The sequence below is a fragment of the Streptomyces sp. NBC_01089 genome, from assembly GCF_045162975.1.
In the GTDB taxonomy this organism is placed as follows: domain Bacteria; phylum Actinomycetota; class Actinomycetes; order Streptomycetales; family Streptomycetaceae; genus Streptomyces.
Genome location: NZ_CP108660.1, coordinates 6,139,661 through 6,161,756, shown reverse-complemented (window position 1 = coordinate 6,161,756; position 22,096 = coordinate 6,139,661). Strand labels below are relative to the sequence as shown.

Annotated in this window: 20 protein-coding genes; 5 read left to right on the top strand and 15 right to left on the bottom strand. The window is 73.4% G+C overall.

Going from position 1 to position 22,096, the window contains the following annotated elements; all coding sequences use genetic code 11:
• Positions 1–23 precede the first annotated feature (23 nt).
• The 13 genes from OG510_RS27685 to OG510_RS27625 form a co-directional block, all read right to left on the bottom strand.
• Positions 24–1,067, bottom strand: coding sequence for a small ribosomal subunit Rsm22 family protein (locus OG510_RS27685; protein ID WP_406140380.1), 1,044 nt, complete (start codon positions 1,065–1,067; stop codon positions 24–26).
• A gap of 139 nt (positions 1,068–1,206) precedes the next feature.
• Positions 1,207–1,980 (bottom strand): glycosyltransferase family 2 protein, encoded by a 774-nt coding sequence (locus OG510_RS27680; RefSeq protein ID WP_406140378.1) that lies wholly within the window; start codon positions 1,978–1,980, stop codon positions 1,207–1,209.
• Between the two features lie 171 nt (positions 1,981–2,151).
• The gene (locus OG510_RS27675; protein WP_406140377.1) at positions 2,152–3,606 is read right to left on the bottom strand and encodes an alpha/beta fold hydrolase; all 1,455 of its coding nucleotides are present in this window, start codon (positions 3,604–3,606) and stop codon (positions 2,152–2,154) included.
• Between the two features lie 283 nt (positions 3,607–3,889).
• Positions 3,890–4,954 (bottom strand): hypothetical protein, encoded by a 1,065-nt coding sequence (locus OG510_RS27670; protein WP_406140376.1) that lies wholly within the window; start codon positions 4,952–4,954, stop codon positions 3,890–3,892.
• A gap of 105 nt (positions 4,955–5,059) precedes the next feature.
• Positions 5,060–6,721, bottom strand: coding sequence for an OPT/YSL family transporter (locus OG510_RS27665; protein WP_406140374.1), 1,662 nt, complete (start codon positions 6,719–6,721; stop codon positions 5,060–5,062).
• A 269-nt stretch (positions 6,722–6,990) separates the two neighbouring features.
• The gene (locus tag OG510_RS27660; protein WP_406140373.1) at positions 6,991–7,794 is read right to left on the bottom strand and encodes an IclR family transcriptional regulator; all 804 of its coding nucleotides are present in this window, start codon (positions 7,792–7,794) and stop codon (positions 6,991–6,993) included.
• Positions 7,795–8,115: 321 nt separating this feature from the next.
• A complete protein-coding gene (locus tag OG510_RS27655) occupies positions 8,116–9,342 on the bottom strand; it encodes a beta-ketoacyl-[acyl-carrier-protein] synthase family protein (protein ID WP_406140372.1) in 1,227 nt (408 codons plus the stop codon).
• Positions 9,339–9,584 (bottom strand): acyl carrier protein, encoded by a 246-nt coding sequence (locus OG510_RS27650; RefSeq protein WP_406140371.1) that lies wholly within the window; start codon positions 9,582–9,584, stop codon positions 9,339–9,341. Before OG510_RS27650 ends, OG510_RS27655 begins: the two co-directional genes overlap by 4 nt.
• A 182-nt stretch (positions 9,585–9,766) precedes the next feature.
• Positions 9,767–9,901 carry a hypothetical protein gene (locus tag OG510_RS27645; protein ID WP_406140369.1) on the bottom strand — a complete coding sequence of 45 codons (135 nt, stop codon included), beginning with the start codon at positions 9,899–9,901 and terminating at the stop codon, positions 9,767–9,769.
• Complete coding sequence (locus OG510_RS27640; RefSeq protein ID WP_406140367.1) at positions 9,898–11,763, bottom strand: acyl-CoA dehydrogenase; 1,866 nt, start codon at positions 11,761–11,763, stop codon at positions 9,898–9,900. The genes OG510_RS27645 and OG510_RS27640 overlap by 4 nt, the downstream gene beginning before the upstream one ends.
• A gap of 153 nt (positions 11,764–11,916) precedes the next feature.
• Positions 11,917–13,143 (bottom strand): beta-ketoacyl-[acyl-carrier-protein] synthase family protein, encoded by a 1,227-nt coding sequence (locus OG510_RS27635; protein ID WP_406140365.1) that lies wholly within the window; start codon positions 13,141–13,143, stop codon positions 11,917–11,919.
• Entirely contained in the window at positions 13,140–14,279 is a 1,140-nt protein-coding gene (locus tag OG510_RS27630; protein ID WP_406142590.1) for a beta-ketoacyl-ACP synthase 3, read from the bottom strand. Before OG510_RS27630 ends, OG510_RS27635 begins: the two co-directional genes overlap by 4 nt.
• A gap of 245 nt (positions 14,280–14,524) precedes the next feature.
• Entirely contained in the window at positions 14,525–15,814 is a 1,290-nt protein-coding gene (locus OG510_RS27625) for a multidrug effflux MFS transporter (RefSeq protein WP_406140364.1), read from the bottom strand.
• Positions 15,815–15,869: 55 nt separating this feature from the next.
• On the opposite strand from OG510_RS27625, the gene OG510_RS27620 reads away from it, so the two are divergent.
• From OG510_RS27620 to OG510_RS27605, 4 genes are all read left to right on the top strand, one after another.
• Positions 15,870–16,886, top strand: coding sequence for a Gfo/Idh/MocA family protein (locus OG510_RS27620; RefSeq protein ID WP_406140363.1), 1,017 nt, complete (start codon positions 15,870–15,872; stop codon positions 16,884–16,886).
• A gap of 74 nt (positions 16,887–16,960) precedes the next feature.
• A complete protein-coding gene (locus tag OG510_RS27615) occupies positions 16,961–17,776 on the top strand; it encodes an SDR family oxidoreductase (protein WP_406140361.1) in 816 nt (271 codons plus the stop codon).
• Positions 17,777–17,877: 101 nt separating this feature from the next.
• The gene (locus OG510_RS27610) at positions 17,878–18,213 is read left to right on the top strand and encodes a MazG-like family protein (RefSeq protein WP_406140360.1); all 336 of its coding nucleotides are present in this window, start codon (positions 17,878–17,880) and stop codon (positions 18,211–18,213) included.
• Between the two features lie 29 nt (positions 18,214–18,242).
• Positions 18,243–19,130 carry a PhzF family phenazine biosynthesis protein gene (locus tag OG510_RS27605; RefSeq protein ID WP_406140358.1) on the top strand — a complete coding sequence of 296 codons (888 nt, stop codon included), beginning with the start codon at positions 18,243–18,245 and terminating at the stop codon, positions 19,128–19,130.
• Between the two features lie 107 nt (positions 19,131–19,237).
• Here OG510_RS27605 and OG510_RS27600 read toward each other — a convergent pair whose 3' ends face one another.
• Both OG510_RS27600 and OG510_RS27595 read right to left on the bottom strand, forming a co-directional pair.
• Positions 19,238–20,386, bottom strand: coding sequence for a D-alanyl-D-alanine carboxypeptidase family protein (locus OG510_RS27600; RefSeq protein ID WP_406140357.1), 1,149 nt, complete (start codon positions 20,384–20,386; stop codon positions 19,238–19,240).
• A 132-nt stretch (positions 20,387–20,518) separates the two neighbouring features.
• Positions 20,519–20,785 (bottom strand): hypothetical protein, encoded by a 267-nt coding sequence (locus OG510_RS27595; protein ID WP_406140356.1) that lies wholly within the window; start codon positions 20,783–20,785, stop codon positions 20,519–20,521.
• Positions 20,786–21,053: 268 nt separating this feature from the next.
• On the opposite strand from OG510_RS27595, the gene OG510_RS27590 reads away from it, so the two are divergent.
• Complete coding sequence (locus OG510_RS27590; protein ID WP_406140354.1) at positions 21,054–22,049, top strand: LuxR C-terminal-related transcriptional regulator; 996 nt, start codon at positions 21,054–21,056, stop codon at positions 22,047–22,049.
• Positions 22,050–22,096: the final 47 nt, after the last annotated feature.

Genomic DNA, 22,096 nt, shown 5'->3' with positions numbered 1-22,096 from the left:
CCGGCCGGCTGCTGCGGCAGGTGTCACGCGTGGGGCGGCCAGGCGTCGCCCCACGCGGTGTCCCGGGCCGCGCGGTAGAGGTCGCCGTGGCGCTTGGAGACGGTCTCGCGGGTGAGTCCGCCCGCCTCGGTGCACAGTTCCAGCTGGACCAGGCCCTTGCGGATCTGCGGTCTGCGTACGACACGGGCCGGGACCGTCGCCACCTCGCCCCGGAACGCGGCGACATAGCTGAACTTCTCGTCCTCGTACGCCAGTGAGCCGCCCTTGACCTGCCGGTGCAGCGATGACCTGCTCACCCGGGCCGAGAAGTGGCACCAGTCGGTGCCGCGCACGATGGGGCAGGCGTCGCTGTGCGGGCAGGGGGCGGCGGTCCGCAGACCGGCGGCGGTCAGCCGGTCCCGGGCCGCCATGATCCGCAGATAGCCGTCGGGGGTGCCGGGTTCGACCACGACGACCGCCTGGGCGGCCTCGGCCGCGGCGTCCACGACGGCGGTACGGCCGGCCTCGGTCAACTCCCCCAGGACATACGAGACCGTCACCAGATCAGTGCTCTCCAGAGTGAGCCCCGGTCCGATACGAGAGCGCTGCCAGTCGGCGGTGCGCAGTGCGGGCGAGCCGGACCGCGCGGCGAGTTCACGGCCGAGCACGAGTGCGGGCTCCGCCCAGTCGAGCACGGTGGTACGCCGGGTCCCCGGCTCGTTGCCCCCGTCCGTCCCGTCCGTCCCGTCCGTCCCGTCCGGGTCGTCCCAGGCCCCCGCCACCGCCCAGGTGGCCGCACCCGTACCGCCGCCGATGTCGGTGTGCCGGGCGGGCACCCACCCGGGCACCGCGGCCCGGAAGGCGTCGAGCGCCGCCCGTACCGCTTCGTACGTGGCGGGCATCCGGTACGCGGCGTACGCGGCGACGTCCGAGCGGTCGCGCAGCAGCGGGGTCCCGGTGGGGGTGGTCCCCCGGTAGTTGGCGATCAGCCGCTCGACGGCCTGGACGGCCTGTTTGGGCGGCAGCCCGTCGAGGAGCCCGGCCAGGGCGGTGCGCAGGGCTTCGGCGGTGGGGAGGGAGTCGTTCACCGGAGGAGTCTAGGCGGTGTCCGGCCGCCCTTGACCTCGTGGCGGACGGGGATCTCACGGCGGACGGGGACCTCACGGCGGACGGGCCCGTCCGCTGCCGGGGCCGGCGGTCGCGGACCGCCGGAGCGGCGCGTACGCGTCAGATCCGCGAGTTCCGCAGCGACTGCCACACCGCGCCGGCCAGCGCCCGCGTCGCCCGCGGGACCGACAGATGCTCGTGCTCGCGATACAGGTCCCAGTTGTACTGCACGAGCGACAGCTTGTTGGAGGACAGGGATCCCGCCTGGTGGGCCCTGTACACCGCGAGCGGCTCGGCCAGCCCCCGGGCGTCGGCGCCGTCCCGCATGATCGACAGCCACAGCGCGTAGTCCTGGCGCTTGCGCATCTCCGGCATCAGCCTCGTGCCCAGGACGCTGCGGTCGTACATGGCGGTGAGAGCACCGATGTGGTCCTGGACCAGCATCGCGCGGTAGTCCACGTGCTCCCGCGCCCGGATCACCCGCCCGTTCGGGACCCAGTCGGTGCTGTCACCGTCGTAGTCGGCGGCCATCTTGAAGTACGAGGTGAACGTCAGAGGCGCAGTGGCCTCCGCAGCGAAGGCGAGCTGCTTCGCGGTCTTCTCCGGCAGCCACATGTCGTCGCTGTCGAGAAAGGCCACATAGTCCCCGCGGGCACGCTCGATCGCCAGATTGCGGGCCCGGCCCGCACCGCCCCGTTCGGGGGCGGACTCCGGCAGGACGCGCTCGTCCTGCTCGGCGAACTCGCGGAGCAGGTCCATGGAGCCGTCGGACGACTGGTCGTCGGTGATCAGCAGCTCCAGGTCGCCATGGGTCTGTGTGAGCACCGACCGCACAGCCGCACCGAGGGTGGCCGCCGAGTTGTACACGGGCATCACGACAGACACCAGGGGCACAGCGATTCTCCTTGCCGGATCAGGAATGAAAGTCCATTCAAGCATCGCCATCAAGGACGACTGCACCGAGGCGTCGGCCGCGAGGCCCGCGCACCGGCCATCTCACCGTCTGTGACCTCCTCACGCGCGATTTCACGCGAGATGTCACGCGCGCTGCCGGGCACCGCGTGGTCAGATCTCGCCGTCGGCCATCGCGATCAGCCGGTCCAGGACAGCGGCGTCGGCGCGTACGCCGTCGTGCGCGTGGGCGTCGGTGACCCAGGTCCGCAGCCCGCGTACGGCGTCGGCGGTGGCCAGGGCCTGTTCCCGGTCCACGAACATGTCGTCGTGGTAGACGGCGGCGACGACCGGGACCTGGTTGGCGGCGAGCCGGTCCAGGTCGTAAAGGGCCGGCCAGTCGGTACGCGCGGCCAGGGCCTCGGCGGCGCCGCGCAGCGGGACGAGCGCCGGGTCCTCGTCGAACTGCCAGGGGTAGACCATCTCGCCGGTGAACCGGACCGGAGCGCCCGGGGCCGCGTCGAACGCGGGAAACTCCCGGCGGACGCGGTGCGCGGACCAGTCGGTGGGCCGGCCGCCCTGCGCGTAGATCGGCTCGTGGAGCGCGGCGTACAGCGGCCGCTCCGCGAAGGAGACGGTGGCGTCGACTCCGCGCAGGAACGTGTCGGTGAGCTCGGGGCCGCGGGCGCCGTCGGTGAAGGCGGTCTCCAGGAGGTAGTGCAGCGCGTCGAACTTGGCGGAGGTACCGAAGCCGATACCGAGGGTCTGGAAGCGCCGGACGGTGAGGCGCTCACCGCCGGGCATCCGGACGTCGTGCTCCGCCAGGTGCCCGGCCACCGCGTCGGCGAGGCGCTGGTCGGCGGGGTAGCGGGCGAAGTAGCGCTCGTTGTGGGCCAGGGTGCGGGCGTAGGCGGCCCGGTACACGTCGTCGGCGTGGCCGGTGAGCGTGGGCAGCCCGCCGGTGATGTAGGCGCGGGTGAGCCCTTCGGGGGCGAGGCTGAGGTACGTCAGGGTGGAGAAGCCGCCGAAGCTCTGGCCGAGTACGCTCCACGGCCGGTCGCCCTGGAGGTGGTGGCGCAGCAGTTCGGCGTCGCGCACGATCGAGTCGGCGCGGAAGTGCCCGAGGTATGCGGCGGCGGCCCCGGTGCCCGTACCGAACCGGGCGAGGGTGCGCCGGTCGGCGGGGGTGGAGCGGCCGGTGCCGCGCTGGTCCATGAGGACGACCCGGTAGTCGCGCAGGGCCCTGCGCAGCCAGGCGCCGGCGGCGTTGGGGCGCTCGGCACGGCCGCCGGGGCCGCCCTGGAGCCAGACCAGCCGGGGCAGTTCGCTGTCCTCGCGGTCCTCGGCGACGACCTCCCTGGCGAACAGGGCGATGGACGGCCCTCCGGGGTGCCGGTGGTCCAGCGGCACATCGATGGTGTGGTCGGTACAGACCAGGCCGCCGTGCCGGTAGGAGACAGTGCCGGACGGAGCCTGGCGGGGGGAAGCAGCCTGGTGGGAGGCGGCGCTGTCGGAGGAAGCGTTCTCGGAGGCGGCGTTCTCGGAGGCGGCGTTCTCGGAGGCGGCGTTCTCGGAGGCGGCGTTCTCGGAGGAGAGAGGGGCGGAGGAGAGGGGGTCGGGCGTGGGCATGGGCGCTCCTTCGTGACATCCCGGGGCGGACGACGGGCGGCGGTGGGTCGGCGGGCGAACGGGCAGGCGGTGGGTCGGACCGGGCGGACGGGCCGGCGAGCCGGCGGGGCGTGGGGCGGACCGGGCCGGCGGGCGGGCTGACCGGGCAAGCGAGCGGACGGGCGGACGGGCCGGCCGGCGAACGGGCGGGCCGGCGGTGAGACGGCGGCGGCAGTGGGGCGGAGCGGGGCGCGGGACAACGTAAGCAGGCCCCCCACCCCGCCCCACTGATGTCAGCAGCCGGTCAGTAGCCGGCGACTCCGAGGTCGCGGCAGATCCGGACCAGTTCCGGGTGCACGTAGCGCCCGTTCTCCTCGATCGCCACCCCGTCCAGGTAGATGGACGGGCCGAGGACGCTGCCGTCGGTGTGCGCGGCGGCCACCCAGGGCTCGCCGCCGATCCAGGCGCCCTTGGTGCCGATGCCCAGTTCGACGCAGCCGAAGACCCTCTCGTCCTCCACGATGCGGCCGGTGGGCGCCAGGACGCCGGGGTTGAAGCCGAGCGACCAGTGCGCGACGCGGAACATGTTGGGGTCGTCGAAGGACTCCATCCAGCTGCGGAAGACGTCCGCGTCGGCGCCGCCCTCGATCTTGGTGACGACGCCCTTCTCCACGGTGCAGCGGACCGGCGAGCGCAGCAGCCCGATCTCGTCCGGCGGCCAGAGGGCCCCGTCGAAGACGAGTACGCCGTCCTGGGTCTCCTCCAGCGGGTTCCAGGAGATCTGGCCGGAGAGCATGACGGTCTCGCCGGGCTTCTCGGCCGGCTTGCCCCGCAGGTTGATGGGCCGGTCGCCGTTGCGGCCGACCAGGTCGGTGCCGTTGGCCGAGGTGATACGGACCTCGTCGGCCGCCTCCAGGAGGGCGACGAGCGCGTTGCCGAGGCGGATGACGCCCGGGAAGTCGGGCCTGCCGACGGTGGCGACCAGCATCTGGACGTCCATCGCGGTGAGGTTGGTGTAGCGGCAGCCGTTGGCCATGGCGGCGCGGAACGCGTCGGAGTGCATCACGTACGAGACGGCGAACTCGATCCACACATCGGCGTCGGATATGGCTCCGGCGACCGGCCGGGGCGGCTCCATCGACGAGCCGGGCATCGTCTCGTACCAGACGATGACGGGGTGCGCCCCGGCGGCGGCGACGGCCTGCGCGGTGGCTTCGACGACACGGCGGTCGCTGCTGGTGTCGCCCGTGAGGACGACGTCCTCCCCCGGCTTGACGAGCATGACGTCCTCGACGAGTTTGCGGGCCGCCAGGGCGAGTTCGAAGCTGAGGTACTCGGGGCGCGGTTCGAGCCTGCTGTACATGTCCATGGGGGTGGTTCTCCTTGCGTGCTGAGGGTGCGGGTGGTGCGGGCCGGGAGGCGGCCGGGTCCGTGGCGGGCGGCGGCGGCCGGGCGACGGCCCGGGGGCGGTCCGTCATGTCTTGAGGATCTGGGCGGAGTCGCCGAGTGAGCTGCCCGCGATCAGTCCGGCGCCGACCAGGTTGAGTTCCTCGTCGGCGGCCGGGCCACGCCACTTGCGGTAGCCGACCCGGACGGCGAGGGCGCCGAGGACCAGCCAGCACGCCTGCGGGGTGAGGATCAGCAGACCGGTGGCGAGCATGACGCCCATCTGCCTGCGGGTGCCGCCCAGGAGCTGGATCACGGCTCCGGGTACGGCCCAGATCAGCATGGTGCGCACGGTGTGCGGGTCGCCGAGTCCGCTGCGCAGGGTGTCGGCGTAGACCTTGGCGACGGGCGGGATCAGCCCCTGCCCGAAGTAGGAGCGCCAGACCACGGCGACCACCACGAGCGCGACGGCGAACCCGATGAGGGCGGCCAGGAACTGCTGGCGGCGGCCTTCGCGTTCGTACGGGTCCCAGGGCCGGTGCTCGCGGCGCAGCAGCCAGCCCGCCTTGAGGTCGTACCCCATGTCGGCGAAGGCCGGTCCTGTGGCGGACACATAGCCGATGAGCAGGGCGAGCGGTACGGACGGGATCCCGATCGCGAGGCCCAGGATCAGGAAGATCAGGGTCACGGCGAAGGACGGGAACCAGCCGGACTGCATGGCCGCGAGGCCGACGATCAGCTCATGGACCAGGGCGGCGAACGCGGCGAACAGGACCCAGCCGATGAGGCCGGGCACGCTCATGTCGCCCAGCAGCCCGCCGAGTACGGCGAGGACGGCGGCGCCCGCCGTGAACAGGACGTAGCCGCGGATCAGTGCGCGCCGCAGTCCGCGCTCGTCGACGGTGTACGCCGTGGCCGGGTCGGCGGGCGGGGCGACGGAGGCGACCACGGGGGCGGGTGCGGACTGCCGTGCGCGTGCGCGGCGGCCGATGAGCAGGTGAACGGCCTGGCCCAGGGCGACGATTCCGGCGCCGACCATCATGCCGTGCGGGATGTATCCGGCGCCGAGGTCGGTGTGGAACAGGTCGGGGCTGTACTGGCGGAAGAACAGTCCGACGCCGAACATCATCAGCGCCCAGACGTTGCCGAGGAACGCGACCCCGGCCGCGGAGAGGGGCAGGCTGACGAGTGTTCCGGCGAGGCCGACGACGGTGCCCCCGGCGAGGATGAGGGCCCGGCGGCCGCCCCGGTCGCCCGCCTTGATGGTCTCGGCGGCGGCCGTGCCGGGCGGCCAGGCCGCGTCGGCGGGCAGCAGCCGGGAGCCGAAGGCGCGGTAGAGGACCCAGGCGTCCACGACGAGCCCGATGAACGCCCCGGCCAGCATCGGCCAGACCAGGTCCTTGCGGCCGAAGACGTACGGCACGGCGACCGAGGTGAGCAGCGCGTTGGCGGACGCGAAGGTGGCGGCGGAGATGGCGCTCTGGGCGAGGTTCTGCCGGTGTACGGAGCGCATCCGGCGCAGGAAGTTCAGCGGGATGCGGCCGATCAGCATGGCGACGAGCGCGCCGACGACCGAGGTGTTGGCGGAGATGCCCAGCTTGGCGACCAGGTCGATCCCGATGACGGCGCCGACGGCGGAGAGCACCACCAGGATGACCAGCAGGAGGGGTTCCAGGACGCGCGGGTGCGCGGATTCTTCGTCGGGGCCGGGCGGCGGGACGCGGGGCGGAGCCGGGGCGTGGTGCGCCACGGGGCACCTCCTTCGGTGAGCTCGGGCAGGGGCGGGCGGGGGGCGGCGTGGGGCTTGATGACTCGATGGGGCTTGGTGACTCGATGGCTCGGTGACTCGTGACCCTGTGGCGTGGCGTGCGAGGGCAGCACGCGGCACGCCGGGGACGCGGGCGGGACGCGGCGCGGAGTGCGGGTCAGGTGGGGCGACTGGGGGTGCTGGGGGTGCTGGGGCGGTAGGTACGGATGGTGGTGACGGGGCGGCGGGCGGCGCGGGGTACGTGCTGGCGGTCAGCCGCCCAGTGCGGCGGTGATCTCCGCCGCCCCGGCGCGTACCAGCCCCACCAGGGTGTCGGTCGCCCGGTCCACCCGGTGGGACGGGCCGATGGCGGTGAGCGAGGCGGCGACACCGTCGCCCTGGAAGACGGGGGCGGAGACGGCGGTCACGGCTTCGTCGTACTCGCCGTGGCTGACGCAGTGGCCGTCCGCCCTGACCCGTTCGTAACAGGCGAGCAGGGCGGAGAGGTCGGTGATGGTGCGGTCGTTGAAGCGGGTCAGCCCGGTCGGCCCGAACATCTGCCGGACCTCGCGTTCGGGGTGGTACGCGAAGATCGTGTGCCCGGATGCTCCGGCGTGGCCGGGAATGACCGCGCCGATGATCGCGGTGTAGCGGACGGGCCCGGTGCCGTCGACCGCGGCCTCGCAGCGGTAGCTGCCGCCGTGCGGGACGTTGAGCACGATGCTCTCACCGGTCTCGCGGAGCAGCCGGGCGAGGACCGGGCGGGCCAGCGAGGAGAGCACACCGCTGTGTTCACTGACCCGGGCGAGCCGGGAGAGCGCGGGGCCGGGGCGGTAGCGGCGGGTGGTGCGGTCGCAGATCAGGAAGGTGCGCGCCGTGAGGGTCGTCACCAGCCGCTGGACGACCGCCTTGTCCCAGCCGTGGTGGCGGGCCAGTTCGCTGACGCCCCACTCGGGGCGCTGTTCGGTGAACGTCAGCAGGACGAGGAGTGCGCGGTCCACCGTCTGCAGGACGCCGGCCGGCTGCGGCCCGCCGTCGGGCGGGGTGGTCGTGGGGTCGGCGCCGCGTTCCACCATGGGAGCGACCTCCTTCGCCTGCGTGGTCCGTCATCCGTTTCCGTTGCGGAAAACGCAACGCCGTTGCGTTTTCTGGCGAAAGGATGCGGGTGCGCCCAGCACCTGTCAAGGGTCTGCCGGGAACGCGAACCGGACAGCCGGACAGCCGGATCGCCGGACAGCCGTGGTGCCGGTCCGCACCCTTGCGGACCGGCACCACGGGAAGCGGCACCACGGGAAGCGGCACCACGGGAAGCGGCACCACGGGAAGCGGCGCCCCGCCCCGGGTAGGGGCGCACCCCGGAAAGGGGAAACCCCCGGGCGGCTGACCTCCCGCCCCCGTCAGGCCCGCTGGAAGGCGAGCACGGCGTTGTGCCCGCCGAATCCGAACGAGTGGCTGACCGCGCGCGACACCCGCACCCGGCGGGGCTGCTTGGTCACACAGTCGATGTCGAACTCCGGTGCGGGGGCGGTCAGATTGGCGACCGGGGGTACGAGTCCGTGCTGGAGGGTGAGGACGGTCAGCCCCGCTTCGATGGCGCCCGCAGCACCCATGCAGTGACCGAGCACACCCTTGGGCGCGGTCACCGGGGGCCGGTGCGGATAGGCACGGGCGATCAGCCCGGCCTCGGTGGCGTCGTTGAGCAGGGTCGATGTGCCATGGGCGTTGACATGACCGACGTCAGCCGCGCACCAGCCCGCGTCCCGCAGCGCGGCGTCCACGGCCGCCCCGGCGACCGACCCGTCGGGCCGTGGACTCGTCGGGTGGTACGCGTCGGTGGTGGCACCGGTCCCGGCCAGCAGGGCGCGCGGGGCGACACTCCGGGCCAGGGCGTCGGCCTCGCGCTCCAGGACCATGACGGCGGCGCCCTCCCCCATCACCAGCCCTCGCCGGTCGGCGGCGAACGGGCGGCTGATGTCCGGGGGTTCCTCCCCGGCCCGCAGCGCGGCGGCCCCCGACCGCGCGAACCCGGTCAGGGCGAGCCGGTCGACGATCGACTCGGTGGCACCCGCGACGGCGATGTCGCACTGGCCGGTGACCAGCAGATCGCGGGCCACCGAGAGCGCGGTCGCACCGGACGAGCAGGCCGTGCAGGGCGCCAGGCTCGGCCCGGTGGTCCGCAGCCTGATGGCGACCTCGGCGGCCGCCATGTTGGGGACGGTGAGCAGGGTGCCCAGCGGCGAAGTCGCCTCGGGGCCACGGCGTTCCAGGGCGACCGACTGCTCGTACAGCCCGGTCGAGCCCGCGCTGCTGGTGCCGATGACGATCGCGACCCGGGTGCCGTCCCAGCCGGCCGGGGAGAGGCCGGCGTCGGCGACGGCCTCTTCGGCGGCGAGCACCGCGAGCCTGACGTAGCGCCCCATACGGTAGACGGCCCGGCCGCCGACGGCGTCCGCCAGGTCGATCCCGGTGACCCGGCAGGCGAAGTCGATGGCGCAGCCGTCCAGTTCGGGAACGGTACGGGCGGTGGAGCGGCCCGTGCACACCCCCCGCCAGGTGGCTTCCGTGTCGTTGCCCGCCGGGGTGACCATGCCCAGGCCGGTGACGGCGACCGGAGGGAGCGTCATCGGGCGCCGGCCGTGGTGGCTTCGGTCAGGAACTGGCTGATCCGGCCGAGCGTGGCCCCCTTGTACGCGGAGTCGGCGTCGGCCTCGACACCCAGGGTCTCCTTGACGATGACGCCCAGCTCCGCGACGGCGAGCGAGTCCATCTCCAGGTCGTCCATGGTGGCCTCGGGACGGAGTTCGACGGCGGGGACCTTGAAGGTGTTGGTCAGGACGTCGACAAGGGTCGGGTGCAGCTCGGACATGACATTCCCCTTCACACAAAGCGGACGGGCACAGAGCGGACGGACACAGAGCGGTCGGACATACAACGGGCGGACATACAGCGGACAGAAACAAAGCAGACGGAATGCGGATGAATCGCATCTCATGGACGTCGGTCCAACGGCTGAACGATCTTCCGGTTACGCGGTGACGGAAGGTTTTTTCACCCCTCGGGAAGCGGCGCCGTACGCCGTGCCCGGACAGCGCCGCGCCGCCGTTCCCGGCGGCCGGTACGGGACAGCACATGGACCGTGCCCCAGTACCCGAGCAGCACCGTGCGCAGCAGGAGCCGGTTCACCGCTCCCCCTCCCCGGCCGTACGGTGCCAGGGGCCGTCGGGGTCGTCGTACGCCGAGGGGCACTCCGCGGCCGCACCGGCGGTGAGGGGCACGTCCGCCAGCCACTCCCCGGGCAGGTCGAACGCGTCGGTCAGCAGCCGCGCCTGCCCCGCGACCCGGGCGGCCAGCCGGTCCACCTCGGCCGGGAGCGCGGCGATGTGACGGCCTTCCACGAAACCCTCGTTCAGCAGATCGCCGCTCCGGGGCGCGATGCGTTCCAGGGCGAACAGCCGGCCCAGGGTGTGCAGCAGCTCCCCGGCCGCGGAGCCCGGCGGCCGGGCGTCCGCCGCCTCCGCGACAGCCTCGGCGGCCCGGAGCTGGGCGTGCGCGGTGGCGGCCCGCAGGGCGGCGCTCGCCCCCGCGTTCCACCGGCCGAGCGCGTCCCCCGGTGCGGCCTCGCGCATCCCGGCGCGGGCCCGGTCGAGGTCGACGCACTCGACGGCGGCGAGCAGCTCCCGGAGGAAGGCCGGGTCGGTCAGCTCGCGGCCGGCCGGGGCGGCGGGCGGGCGCGGCGGGTGGTGGTCGCAGACCATCCCGGCCGCCGCCTTGGCGTGGATGGCGAGGTTGTCGCCCTCGGCGGTGATCGCACCCTCGATGCCGGTCACCAGTGCGGCGAGGCCGTTGTTCTCCAACAGGCCCTGGGCGCCGCACCGTTCGCGGCACTCGCTGATGACGGTGCGCGCCTCCCAGGTGATCCAGGCTTTGGCGACGGCGACCAGCCGCTCGGCCCCGGTCCGCCCGCCCGCTCGTGACTGAGCCCCGCCGCGCTCCACCCCACCTCCCTCCGTACCGCCGCGCTCCGTCCACGTACGAAGGACCGTGCGGTGCAGCAGCGTCATCGCGTACGCCGTCGCCAGCGCGCCCGCGAGAGGGGCGTAGTGGCTGCGGTGCGCCATGACGGGCACCCGCTCGGGCGCCCGTACCCCGCCGATCAGCCGGTGCGAGCCGTGGCGGACGGCCACCGCGAGGGCCGCCCGTACGGAGCCGACCGCGCAGGCGCTCATGCTCAGCTTGCCCGCGGTGACCCGGCCGATCGACAGCAGGAAGCGGCTGCGCCGGTTGACCACCTCGCTGCTGAAGGCGCCCTCGGCGTCGAGCCGCCCCTGCGGCCCGGAGAGCAGTGCTTCGCGCGGGACGAAGACCCCGTCGAACGAGGTCAGACAGTGGTCGACCACGCTGCCCATGCGCCGGGGCAGCAGCCGCACGCGTACGCCGGGCAGGGGGCCACGCGGTCCGGTCAGCGCGGTCAGGAACAGGAAGACGCCGAGGTCCCTGCCGTCGACCAGCAGCCGGGCCGCGACCACGCCGCTCTTGGGGCCGCCCGCTGCGCTGGTGTTGGGCATGAACTTCTGGGCCCCCGCGTGCGGGGTGCGCAGCAGGAAGCCGTCCCTGGCCCGGTCGTAACCGGCTGTCGTCTCCAGCGCCGTGGCGTCGTTGCCGTGGTCGAGCTCGGTGCAGAGGAAAGTCCCGGTCCGGGTCAGATCCGCGAAGTCCGACAGGTCCCGCCGCACATCGCCGTCATGGTCGATGAGGGTGCCGAGGAACAGGTTGTAGTGGATGCCCGCGACCGTGGTCAGCGCGGTGTCGACGGGGCTGAGCCACTCATGCATATGGGCCAGTGCCACGGGGTCGGCGGCCAGCCGGAAGGCGCTGTCCAGCGTGGAGTTGAGGATGCGCAGCCGCTCGTACGCCAGCTCCAGCTGTGCGTCCGGTGCGAGAGCAGGCCCGCGCCGGAACGGCTCCGCGGTGAGCAGTGCGCGCCAGGGGCCGTGGGCGGCCCGGTGGTCGTCACCGAACAGCACCCGGACGAGCGCATCACGCACACCGGGGTCACCGGCCTCCCCTGACAGACAGCCGGCAGCCGGGGACTCAAGGGGCTCAGGGGACTGCGGGGACTCAGGTGACTCAGGTGACTCAGGTGACTCAGGAGAGTCGGCCGTCGGAGAGCCGGCAGCCAGGGTTTCCGCAGTCATCTCTCACGCTCCCCGCTGGAAGGCCAGCACGACGTTGTGTCCGCCGAAGCCGAAGGAGTGGCTGACCGCCCGCTCCACTGGCTCGCGGCGGGCCTCCTTGGTCACGCAGTTCAGGTCGAACTCGACAGCGGGGGCGTCCAGGTTGGCGATCGGCGGAATCACACCCTCCGCCAGGGTCAGTACGGTCAGCGCGGCCTCGATCGCCCCGGCTGCCGCGAGCGAGTGCCCCAGGACGCCCTTGGCCGATGTCACCGGTGGCCAGTGCGGGAACACCCGCGCGATCACGTCGGCCTCCATCGCGTCGTTGAGCGGCGTTGAGGTGCCGTGCGCGTTGACGTGCCCGACGTCGTACGGGCTCCAGCCCGCGTCCCGCAGCGCCTCGTCGACGGCGGCCCGCGCGCAACGGCCTTGCGGATCGGGGGCGGTGGGGTGGTGGGCATCGGTGGTGGCGCCCACCCCGGCGAGCAGCGCACGGGCGCGGTGACCGCGGGCGGCCGCGTCGGCGGCCCGCTCCAGAACCAGCACCCCCGCGCCCTCGGCGATGACGAACCCGTCCCGGTCCCCCGCGAACGGCCGGGACGCCCCCGCCGGGTCGTCGCGGCGCCTCGACACCGCGCCCATCTGCGCGAATCCGGATACCACGAGCGGCTGGAGCACCGACTCCGCTCCCCCGGCGACCACCACGTCGCACTGCCCGGAGGCCAGCAGATCACGGGCGACGGCGATGGCCGTGGCGCCGGACGCGCAGGCGGTGGCGGGCGCGAGGCTCGGCCCGTGCGCCGACAGCGCGATGGCGACCTCGCCTGCGGCCGCGTTGGGAATCATCATCGGGACCAGCAACGGGGAGACGGCGCCCGGCCCTTCGGCGTGCAGGCGCAGGGCGTTGTCGGTGAGTACGGAGACTCCGCCGACGCCGACACCGATGACGACCCCCACCCGGCCGCCGTCCCAGCCCGCGGGGTCGAGCCCGGCGTCGGCGACGGCCTGCCGGGCGGCGATCAGCGCCAGTTTGACGAAGCGGTGCATCCGCCAGGTCTTCCGTCCGCCGACCACGGCGTCCAGATCGACTCCGTCCACCGCACAGCCGAAGTCGACCGGCAGGCCGCGCAGCGCGGGCAGCCGGCGGGCGGTGGAGCGGCCGGCCAGGACCGCTTCCCAGGTCGCGGCCGTACCGGCACCCCCCGGGGTGATCATCCCCAGTCCGGTCACAGCGATCTCGGGTGTCCTCATGAGAGCTCCTCGGAGAGTGCGGCCGCGGCGGGCCGCGCAGCGGTGGTACGGGAAGCGGTGGTGGCGGAAGCGGCGGGAGCGCCGGTGCGGGAGGCCGCCGTGCCAGAAGCAGCAGGGGCGGCAGCGGCGGCGACGGCGGTTCCGGAACCCGGGGCAGCAGGAGTCCCCGCCCAGCGCAGCGCGGCCGATCCCCAGGTCAGGCCGCCGCCGAAGGCGGTCAGCAGCACTCGGTCGCCGGTCCGCAGCACGCCCCTGGCGTCCGCGTCGGCGAGGGCGAGCGGGATGGAGGCGGCGCCGGTGTTGCCGACACGGTCGAGGTGGGTGACGCACCGGGCGGGGTCGATACCGAGCCGTCCGGCGACGGCGCGCAGGATCCGGGCGTTGGCCTGGTGCGGTACGAAGTGGTCGACCTGCCTGGGGTCCCAGTCCAGCTTGGCGAGGAGGGCGCGGCAGGAGCCGGTCATCCGCTCGACGGCCTGCTGGTAGACGGCCGCGCCGCGCATCCGGAAGTAGCCGTCGCCCGGTCCTGCGGGCCCCGGCACCGACCGGGCCCGTGAGCCGCCGCCCGCCACGGTGATCAGGTCGTGTCCTGTGCCGTCGCTGCCCAGGTCGAAGCCGAGCAGTTCCCCGGGGGCCCCGGCGGGTCCCGCCGCGATCAGTGCGGCTCCCGCGCCGTCGCCGAAGACGACCCCTGACCTGTGGTCGTCCGGGTCGAGCCAGCCGGAGTACGTGTCGGCGCCCGCCAGCAGGACGCGCTCGGCGATTCCGGCGGCCACCAGGCCCTGGGCGCAGGCCAGTCCGTAGATGAAACCGCTGCACACCGCCGACACGTCGACCGCCGCGACGGAGCCGAGACCCAGCCGGGCCGCCACCGCGGGAGCCGTGGCCGGGCACGGGTGGTCGGGGGTGGCGGTGGCCAGGACGAGTGCGTCGACGCGTGGCCGCCCAGCGCGCTCCAGGAGCCGCCGGGCCGCCTCGTACGCCAGGTCCCCGGTGGAGACGCCGGGGCCGCTCCGGTGGCGGGCCCCGATCCCCGTGCGGGTCCGCACCCAGGCGTCGTCCACGCCCCAGTGCGCGGGTAAGGCGTCGTTGGTGACGCGCCGCGGCGGCACCCACCCGGCCACCGACTCGACCAGAGCCACCCTGTCCCCCCTCGTTCGTACGCTGTCTGCGGCAGCAGAACGGCGTTCGAGGCGGAAGGGTTTCGCAGCACGCGGCCGAACGGGTGGCCCTTGTTCATCCGTTCGAACCATGCATCCGTACCGCGATGACCTGCGGCGCTGCGGTACGGACCCGCCGGGCGGCGGAAAGCGCTCAGCCCCCGGCGCGCGGCCGGGCGGCCGGGCGGCCGGGCGGCCGGGCGGCCGGGCGGCCGGGCGGTCTACTCCGCGGCCCGCACCGTGACCGCGGGCGCGGGCGCCTTGCGCTGCCACGGCCGGCACAGCACCAGGAAGCAGGTCATCGCGCCCACCCCGCACACCAGCTGGACCACGGCCATCGGGGCGGCCGTCGCCTCGCCCGCGATACCGACCAGCGGGGACGCCACCGCGCCGAGCAGGAAGGTGGAGGAGCCGAGCAGCGCCGATGCCGAACCCGCGGCGTGCGGGGTGCGCATCAGCGCCTGGGCGTTGGTGTTCGGCATGGCCATGCCCATCGCCGACATCAGGACGAAGAGCCCGGCGGCGATCGGGAAGAGGCCGACATGGCCGAAGACCCCGGACGTCATCAGCAGCAGCGCCGTGGCGGCGAGCGTGATGACGGCAAGCCCGAAGCCGAGCGCCTTGTCCAGGCTGACGCGGCCGACGAGCAGCTTGCCGTTGATCTGGCCGACCGCCACAAGACCGACCGAGTTGATGCCGAAGAGCAGGCTGAACATCTGCGGCGATGCGCCGTAGATGTCCTGCACCACGAAGGGCGAGGCCGAGATGTACGCGAAGAGCGCCCCGAAGGCGAGCCCGCCGGCGATCAGATAGCCGGTGAAGACCCGGTCGGCGAGGAGCGAGCGCATCGTCCGCAGCGCCTGGCCGACACCGCCGGTGTGCCGCCGCTCGGGCGGCAGCGTCTCGTGCAGCCACTTCCACACCACGAGTGTCAGCAGCGTGCCGACCACGGTGAGCAGGATGAAGACTCCGCGCCAGTCGGTGATCTGCAGGATCTGGCCGCCGATGAGCGGGGCGACGATCGGGGCGACACCGGAGATCAGCATCAGCGTGGAGAAGAACCGCGCCATCTCCATGCCGTCGTAGAGATCGCGCACCACCGCACGGGCGATGACGATGCCGGCCGAGCCCGCGAGACCCTGCAACAGCCGGAAGGTGATGAGCAGTTCGACGCTGGGCGCCAGGGCACAGACCGCGGTGGCGGCGACGTACACGGCCATACCGATGAGCAGTGGCCGCCGCCTGCCCCACTTGTCGCTCATCGGCCCGACGACGAGCTGGCCGAGCGCCATACCGATCAGGCAGGCGGTGAGGGTGAGCTGGACGGTGGCGGCGGGCGAGTGCAGCGCGTCCGTGACCTCGGGCAGCGCGGGGAGGTACATGTCCATCGACAGCGCGGGCAGCGCGGTGAGCCCGCCGAGGACGAGGGTGACCAGGATTCCGGTGGTGCGGGCGACGGCAGGGGCGGGTAGCCCGGTGCGTATGTGCTCCGGGGCAGAGGTCTTCGGCATGGCCTCTATGCTCTCAGCCCAGAGGGCATGGTAGGGACGAATTATGGGGGCCGGGATGGAAAGACCTGTGCGGTGGGGTGTGCTCGCCACGGGTGGCATAGCCGCCGCTTTCACTGCTGACCTGCAAGGACTCCCGGACGCCGAGGTGGTCGCTGTGGCGTCGCGCACTCTCGCGTCCGCGAAGGGATTCGCCGGGCGCTTCGGCATCCCGCGCGCCTACGGCAGCTGGGCGGAGCTGGCGGCCGACCCGGACGTCGACGTCGTGTACGTGGCCACCCCGCACGCCGCTCACCGGGCCGCCGCCGGGCTCTGTCTGGAGGCGGGGCGCGCGGTGCTGTGCGAGAAGGCGTTCACACTGAACGCGAGGGAGGCCGCCGAGCTGGCCGGTCTCGCCCGCTCCCGCGGCAGCTTCCTGATGGAGGCGATGTGGATGTACTGCGACCCGCTGGTCCGGCGGCTGACGGAGCTGGTACGGGACGGGGCGCTCGGCGAAATCCGTACCGTACAGGCGGACTTCGGGCTTGCCGGCCCCTTCGCCGCAGGCCACCGGTTGCTCGACCCGGCACAGGGCGGCGGAGCCCTGCTCGACCTGGGTGTCTACCCGGTGTCGTTCGCGCAGCTGCTGCTCGGCGAGCCCGACCGGGTACGGGCCGAAGCGCGGCTCTCGCCGGAGGGCGTCGACCTGGACACCTCGATGCTGCTGGGCTGGGAGAGCGGGGCGACGGCGCTGCTGAGCTGCTCGGTCACCGCGGACACCCCGCGGACCGCGGCCGTGACGGGGACGGCGGGCCGGATCGAGATTCCGCGCGGCTTCTTCCAGCCGGAGCGGTTCGTCCTGCACCGGGACGGCCGGGAGCCCGAGGAGTTCACCGCCGGGCAGTACGGCAGCGGGCTGCGCGGTATGCAGTACGAGGCGGCCGAGGTGATGCGGGCCGTGCGCGCGGGCGAGACGGAGTCGCCGCTGGTGCCGCTGGAGGGCACGCTCGCCGTGATGCGGACGCTCGACGCGGTACGGGAGCGGACGGGCGTCCGCTATCCGGCGGACACGGGACCGGCCGGGGACCGGGGCTGACCTGGGGCTGGGGCCGGGGGCGAGGCGGGGCCGGGGCTGAGCAGGGGCCCGCGTCTGTCGTAATCTGCGCCCCCATGGACACATCCAGGAAGAGTGCATCCCAGAAGACGGCTCAGAGCACGCCCCAGAGCACGGCTCCGAAGACGGCTCGGAAAACCGCGGTGGTCACCGGCGCGGGCTCCGGTATCGGCCGGAGCGTCGCCGTCGCCCTGGCCGACGCGGGCTGGTCGGTGGCGCTGGCCGGGCGCCGCGCGGAGAAGCTGGCCGCGACGGCCGCGCTCACCGGCGGCGAGACCTTCCCCGTACCGGCGGACGTCACGTCCCCCGACGAGGTGGCCGCGCTCTTCGGCGCGGTGCGGGAGCGCTGGGGGCGGCTGGACCTGCTCTTCAACAACGCCGGTGTCCCGGGCCCCGGCGGGGTGCCGGTGGAGGACCTGACGTACGAGGCGTGGCGGCAGGTCGTGGACACCAACCTGACGGGTTCGTTCCTGTGCGCGCAGGCGGCCTTCCGGCTCATGAAGGAACAGGATCCGCAGGGCGGCCGGATCATCAACAACGGCTCCATCTCGGCGCACGCCCCGCGCCCGGACTCGATCGCGTACACGGCGACGAAGCACGCCATGACGGGCCTCACCAAGTCCCTCTCGCTGGACGGCCGGCCGTACCGCATCGCTTGCGGGCAGATCGACATCGGCAACGCGGCCACCGAGATGACCGAGCGGATGCGCAGCGGAATCAAACAGGCCAACGGCGAGCTGCTGGCCGAGCCGGTGATGGACGCGGCGGACGTGGCGCGCACGGTGCTGCACATGGCGGAGCTGCCGCTGGAGGCGAATGTGCAGTTCGCGACGGTGCTGGCGACGACGATGCCGTACGTGGGCCGCGGCTGAGGCGAGGGAGCGGCGTGGGCGCTCCGGAAGGAGCGCGGGCAGGGGCGGGGGCGCAAGGGCCACGGGGCGCGCGGCGTCACCGGCATGGCAGGGTGCCGTCCATGGACGAACACGCCTGGAACACCGTCGATCGACTCCACGCCTGGCTGGCCGGTTCCACCTCCCGGCCCCCTCAGGAGGAGACCCTGCTCCGGATCCTCAAGCTCTCCGAGGAGGTCGGCGAGGTCGCCCAGGCGGTCATCGGTGCCACCGGCCAGAACCCACGCAAGGGCACATCGCACAGCTGGCAGGACGTGGAGGCCGAGCTGTGCGATGTGATCGTGACGGCGATGGTGGCGCTGCGCACGCTGACCCCCGACGCGGCCGGGGTGTTCGCCGGACATCTGGAGCGGGTCGCGGACCGCTCCCTGAGCCGACCGGCTCCCGGAGGGGAATGACCGCGGCGGCCGGGCGGTTGGCGACGGACATGACGTCACACGCCCGCCCTCGCCCCGAGGTACTCCGCTACACCGCGTTCTCCGCCGACCCCGCCGGGGGCAACCCCGCCGGGGTCGTGCTGGACGCAGCCGGTCTCGACGACGCGGCGCAGCTGGCGATCGCCGCGGAGCTCGGGTACAGCGAGACCGCGTTTCTGACCGCGCCGCCCGAAGGGCTCGGCGGGGAGCCCGGACGGGCGTTCACCGTCCGGTACTTCAGCCCGCAGGCCGAGGTCCCGTTCTGCGGGCACGCGACGGTCGCCACCGCGATCGCCTTCGCCGAACGGCACGGCCCCGGCGGTCTCCTCCTCGCCACCCGCGCGGGCACGGTGCCGGTGACGGTGGCCGATGAGGACGGCACACTGCGGGCCACCCTGACGAGCGTCGACCCTGCCGTCCTGGATGTGGCCGGGCCCGAGGTGGCCGAAGCGCTGGGCGCGCTCGGCTGGCAGGCATCGGACCTCGACCCGGCTCTCCCGCCCCGTATCGCCTACGCGGGCGCGCGCCACCTGGTGCTGGCGGCCGCGACCAGGTCCCGGCTTGCGGACCTCGCGTACGACTTCGACCGGCTGACCGCCTTCATGCACACCCTGGACCTGACCACGCTCCAGCTGGTCAGGCGGGAGTCGGAGACGGTCTTCCACGTCCGGGACCCGTTCCCGGTGGGCGGGGTGGTCGAGGACCCGGCGACGGGGGCCGCCGCGGCGGCGTTCGGGGCGTACGCCCGCGAGCTGGGCCTCGTCGCGGCGGACGCGGTTCTCACCCTCCACCAGGGTGCGGACATGGGCCGCCCCGGCGAGCTGACGGTCACACTGCGGGCGGGCGACTCCCGGGTACGGGTGAGCGGCACGGCCGCCCGTATCGCGGAGGACGGCTGACGGGGCGGGCGGCCGGGCGGGGCGGGCAGGGCAGCCGGGGCAGGATGTCCCGTCCGGGCGCCCGGGCCGCCCGGGCGCCCGCAGCGCGCCGCCCGCCGCCCGGCGGTTCAGTGCTTGCGGGTGCGGCGCGGCTTGCGGTTGCGCAGGGCCACCGTGCCGGCGGCGAGCAGCGCGGCCGCCCCGCCGCCCGCGCCGAAGAGCGGCCAGGAGGACGAGGAGTCGCCGGAGCCGCCCGAGCCGGACCGGGCCGCGTTCGGGCCGGCCGCCGGGGTGGCGGCGGCCGAGGGGCGGCCGCCCTCGCTGACCGGGGCGACGAGCGTGCCGACCGGGGTGACCCGGCCCGCCGCCCGGAAGCCCCAGTCGAGCAGCGCCGATGTGTCCTTGTACACCTGGTCGTATCCGTTCACCGGATGCATGACGGTGACCAGCAGGGTGCGGCCGTCCCGGGTGGCGGCGCCGGTGAAGGTGTTGCCGGCGTGCGTGGTGTAGCCGTTCTTGACGCCGATCATGCCCTTGTACTCGCCGAGCAGCCGGTCGGTGTTCTGGATCTGGAACTTCTTGCCGCCCCGGGCGGGGAACTCGGCGGTCCGGGTCGCGCAGTACGCCCGGAAGTCGGTGTTCCGCAGCCCGTGCCGGGCGAACAGCGACAGGTCGTACGCCGATGACACCTGCCCGGCGTGGTCGTACCCGTCCGGGCTGACCACATGGGTGTCGAGAGCCTGCAGATCGACGGCCTTCGCCGCCATCTCGCGCACGGTGGCGGGCACACCTCCGTTCATGGCGCTCAGCACATGGACGGCGTCGTTGCCCGAGCGCAGGAAGACCCCGTGCCACAGCTGGTCGACGGTGTACGTCGTACCAGCCTCGACCCCGACCAGGCTGCTGCCTTCCGGTATTCCGGCCAGGTCGGCCGCGGTGACCCGGTGCTTGAGCGCCTTGTCGAACTTGGGGAGCACGGTGTCCGCGAAGAGCATCTTGAGCGTGGAGGCGGGCGGCAGCCTGTGGTGCGCACGGTAGGAGGCCAGCACCTCCCCGCTCTCGTAGTCCGCGACGAGCCAGGACTGGGCGGCAGCCTTCGGAACGGGAGGCGCGCCGCCGAGACGCCGTACCTGTATCCCGTCGAGGCCGAGCCGCTCACCGCCCACGGCACTGGCGGCCGAGGCCGGTGCGGCCCCGGTGGCGAGAAGAGCGGCGGGCACGGCAGCGGCGGCGAGGCCGAGCACTGCGCGCCGGGAGGGCGAAGCGTCGCTGGTCACTGAGGGATCGTACGAACCGGAGCTGTGCGCGGGTGCGGCGGGGGGGGTGCGGATCACTCGAAATGCTTGCCCTTCGCCGGACCCGTCCCCAGGGCCCGGGTCACAGGGGCCCCACCCCTCCCTTCCCCTCCCTCACCACCGGACCGCCTGCCAGCCGCGTAAGGCCGGTGAGGATTCCGTTGCCCGGCGGGCGATGTCGCGTGCGGTGGTCGTGGCGGCCGCGGCGTCGGGGGCCTGGATGAAGAACGTGAGGTGGGCGCGGGCCGCCCCGGGGTGCAGATGGAGGTGTTCCAGACCGTCGCTCGGGAGGGCCGACACCCAGAAGAGATCCACGTCGCACGGGGCGAGCTCAGGGGGCGGGGTTCCGCGGGGCGTGAGTGTCACCGTGACGATGTGCATCGACCGACCTCTATCAGGAATCGGGAGGTGAAGCGGAGGGAGAGAGAAGGGAGAAAGGAAGGGAAGGCAAGGGAAAGGGGAGGCAAGCGGGAGGGGGGATCGGCCTGCTTCGCCGATCCTGGGGGTGTGTGCGGCCGGTCGGTAGGGGTGCGGGCTGGCAGGAAGTGCTCGCGGCAGGAGGTTGCCCGGCGCGGTATGGACCTGCGAAAATCGATCTGTTCCGGGGGCGGACAGGACATCCTGATGTGCAGTACGAGGGGGATTTGTCTTGTTGTCCGCGCTGGGCATCGACGAGCGTGCCGAGACCGTGTACCGGCTCATGCTCGATCAGGCCGACTGGGGCGTCGCCGAGATCGCCGCTCATCTGGGGTTGACCGAGACCGAGGTCAGAACCGCTCTGAACCGGCTGGCGGAGCTGAATCTGCTGCGCACCTCGCTCCTGGCCGAGGGTTCGCTCCGCCCGATCAACCCCGCTGTCGGTCTTCCGCTGCTGCTCGCCGAGCAGGAGCGTGAAGTGCTGCGTAAACAGCAGCAGTTCGCCGAGACGCAGGCGGCCGCCATGCGGCTCCTGGAGGAGTACGCCGACCGCGGGGCGTCCCGCCACGACATCGAGCAGCTGACCGGGATCGATGCCATCCAGGACCGTCTCGAACAACTCGCCCACGCCTGCACCTCGCGGGTCATCTCCTTCATGCCAGGTGGTGCCCAGTCCGCCGCGAGCCTGAAGGCGAGCAGACCGCTGGACCTGTCCGCCCTGGGGCGGGGCGTCGAACTCCTCACCGTCTACCAGGACAGTGTGCGCAACGACCCGGCGACGCTCGCGTACGCCCAGTGGCTCACCCAGCTCGGCGGGCAGGTCCGCACCGCCCCTGTACTGCCGGTGCGCATGGTGCTGTTCGACGACCGGGCCGCACTGCTGCCGGTCGACCCGGACAACACCAGGCGAGGGGCGGTCCAGTTGGGCGGGCCCGGGGTGATCCTGGCGCTGGTCTCGCTGTTCGACGCGGTCTGGGAGCGCGCGGCCCCCTTCGGCACCGACCGCGACCGCGAGCTCAACGGCGAGGGGCTCACCGGGCAGGAGGCCCAGTTGCTCCGGCTGCTCGGGCAGGGGCTGACCGATGAGATCGCGGCCCGCAGACTGGGTATCGGGCTGCGGACCGTACGGCGGATGATGGCCGACCTCATGAGCCGGCTGGACGCCCGTTCCCGCTTCGAGGCGGGCGTACGGGCGGCCCAGCGGGGCTGGCTCGACGAGGAGCGCTAGGCGGGGCCCGCCTGCCGCCCGCACCGGCCGGAGCATGCCGGCCGGGC

Excerpts from the sequence above, each read along its gene's own strand:
- OG510_RS27615 (WP_406140361.1), top strand. The coding sequence starts at position 16,961 with ATGGACACATCCAGGAAGAGTGCATCCCAGAAGACGGCTCAGAGCACG.
- OG510_RS27675 (WP_406140377.1), bottom strand. The coding sequence starts at position 3,606 with ATGCCCACGCCCGACCCCCTCTCCTCCGCCCCTCTCTCCTCCGAGAAC.
- OG510_RS27620 (WP_406140363.1), top strand. The coding sequence starts at position 15,870 with ATGGAAAGACCTGTGCGGTGGGGTGTGCTCGCCACGGGTGGCATAGCC.
- OG510_RS27670 (WP_406140376.1), bottom strand. The coding sequence starts at position 4,954 with ATGGACATGTACAGCAGGCTCGAACCGCGCCCCGAGTACCTCAGCTTC.
- OG510_RS27625 (WP_406140364.1), bottom strand. The coding sequence starts at position 15,814 with ATGCCGAAGACCTCTGCCCCGGAGCACATACGCACCGGGCTACCCGCC.
- OG510_RS27595 (WP_406140356.1), bottom strand. The coding sequence starts at position 20,785 with ATGCACATCGTCACGGTGACACTCACGCCCCGCGGAACCCCGCCCCCT.
- OG510_RS27610 (WP_406140360.1), top strand. The coding sequence starts at position 17,878 with ATGGACGAACACGCCTGGAACACCGTCGATCGACTCCACGCCTGGCTG.
- OG510_RS27635 (WP_406140365.1), bottom strand. The coding sequence starts at position 13,143 with ATGAGGACACCCGAGATCGCTGTGACCGGACTGGGGATGATCACCCCG.
- OG510_RS27650 (WP_406140371.1), bottom strand. The coding sequence starts at position 9,584 with ATGTCCGAGCTGCACCCGACCCTTGTCGACGTCCTGACCAACACCTTC.
- OG510_RS27605 (WP_406140358.1), top strand. The coding sequence starts at position 18,243 with ATGACGTCACACGCCCGCCCTCGCCCCGAGGTACTCCGCTACACCGCG.
- OG510_RS27655 (WP_406140372.1), bottom strand. The coding sequence starts at position 9,342 with ATGACGCTCCCTCCGGTCGCCGTCACCGGCCTGGGCATGGTCACCCCG.
- OG510_RS27660 (WP_406140373.1), bottom strand. The coding sequence starts at position 7,794 with ATGGTGGAACGCGGCGCCGACCCCACGACCACCCCGCCCGACGGCGGG.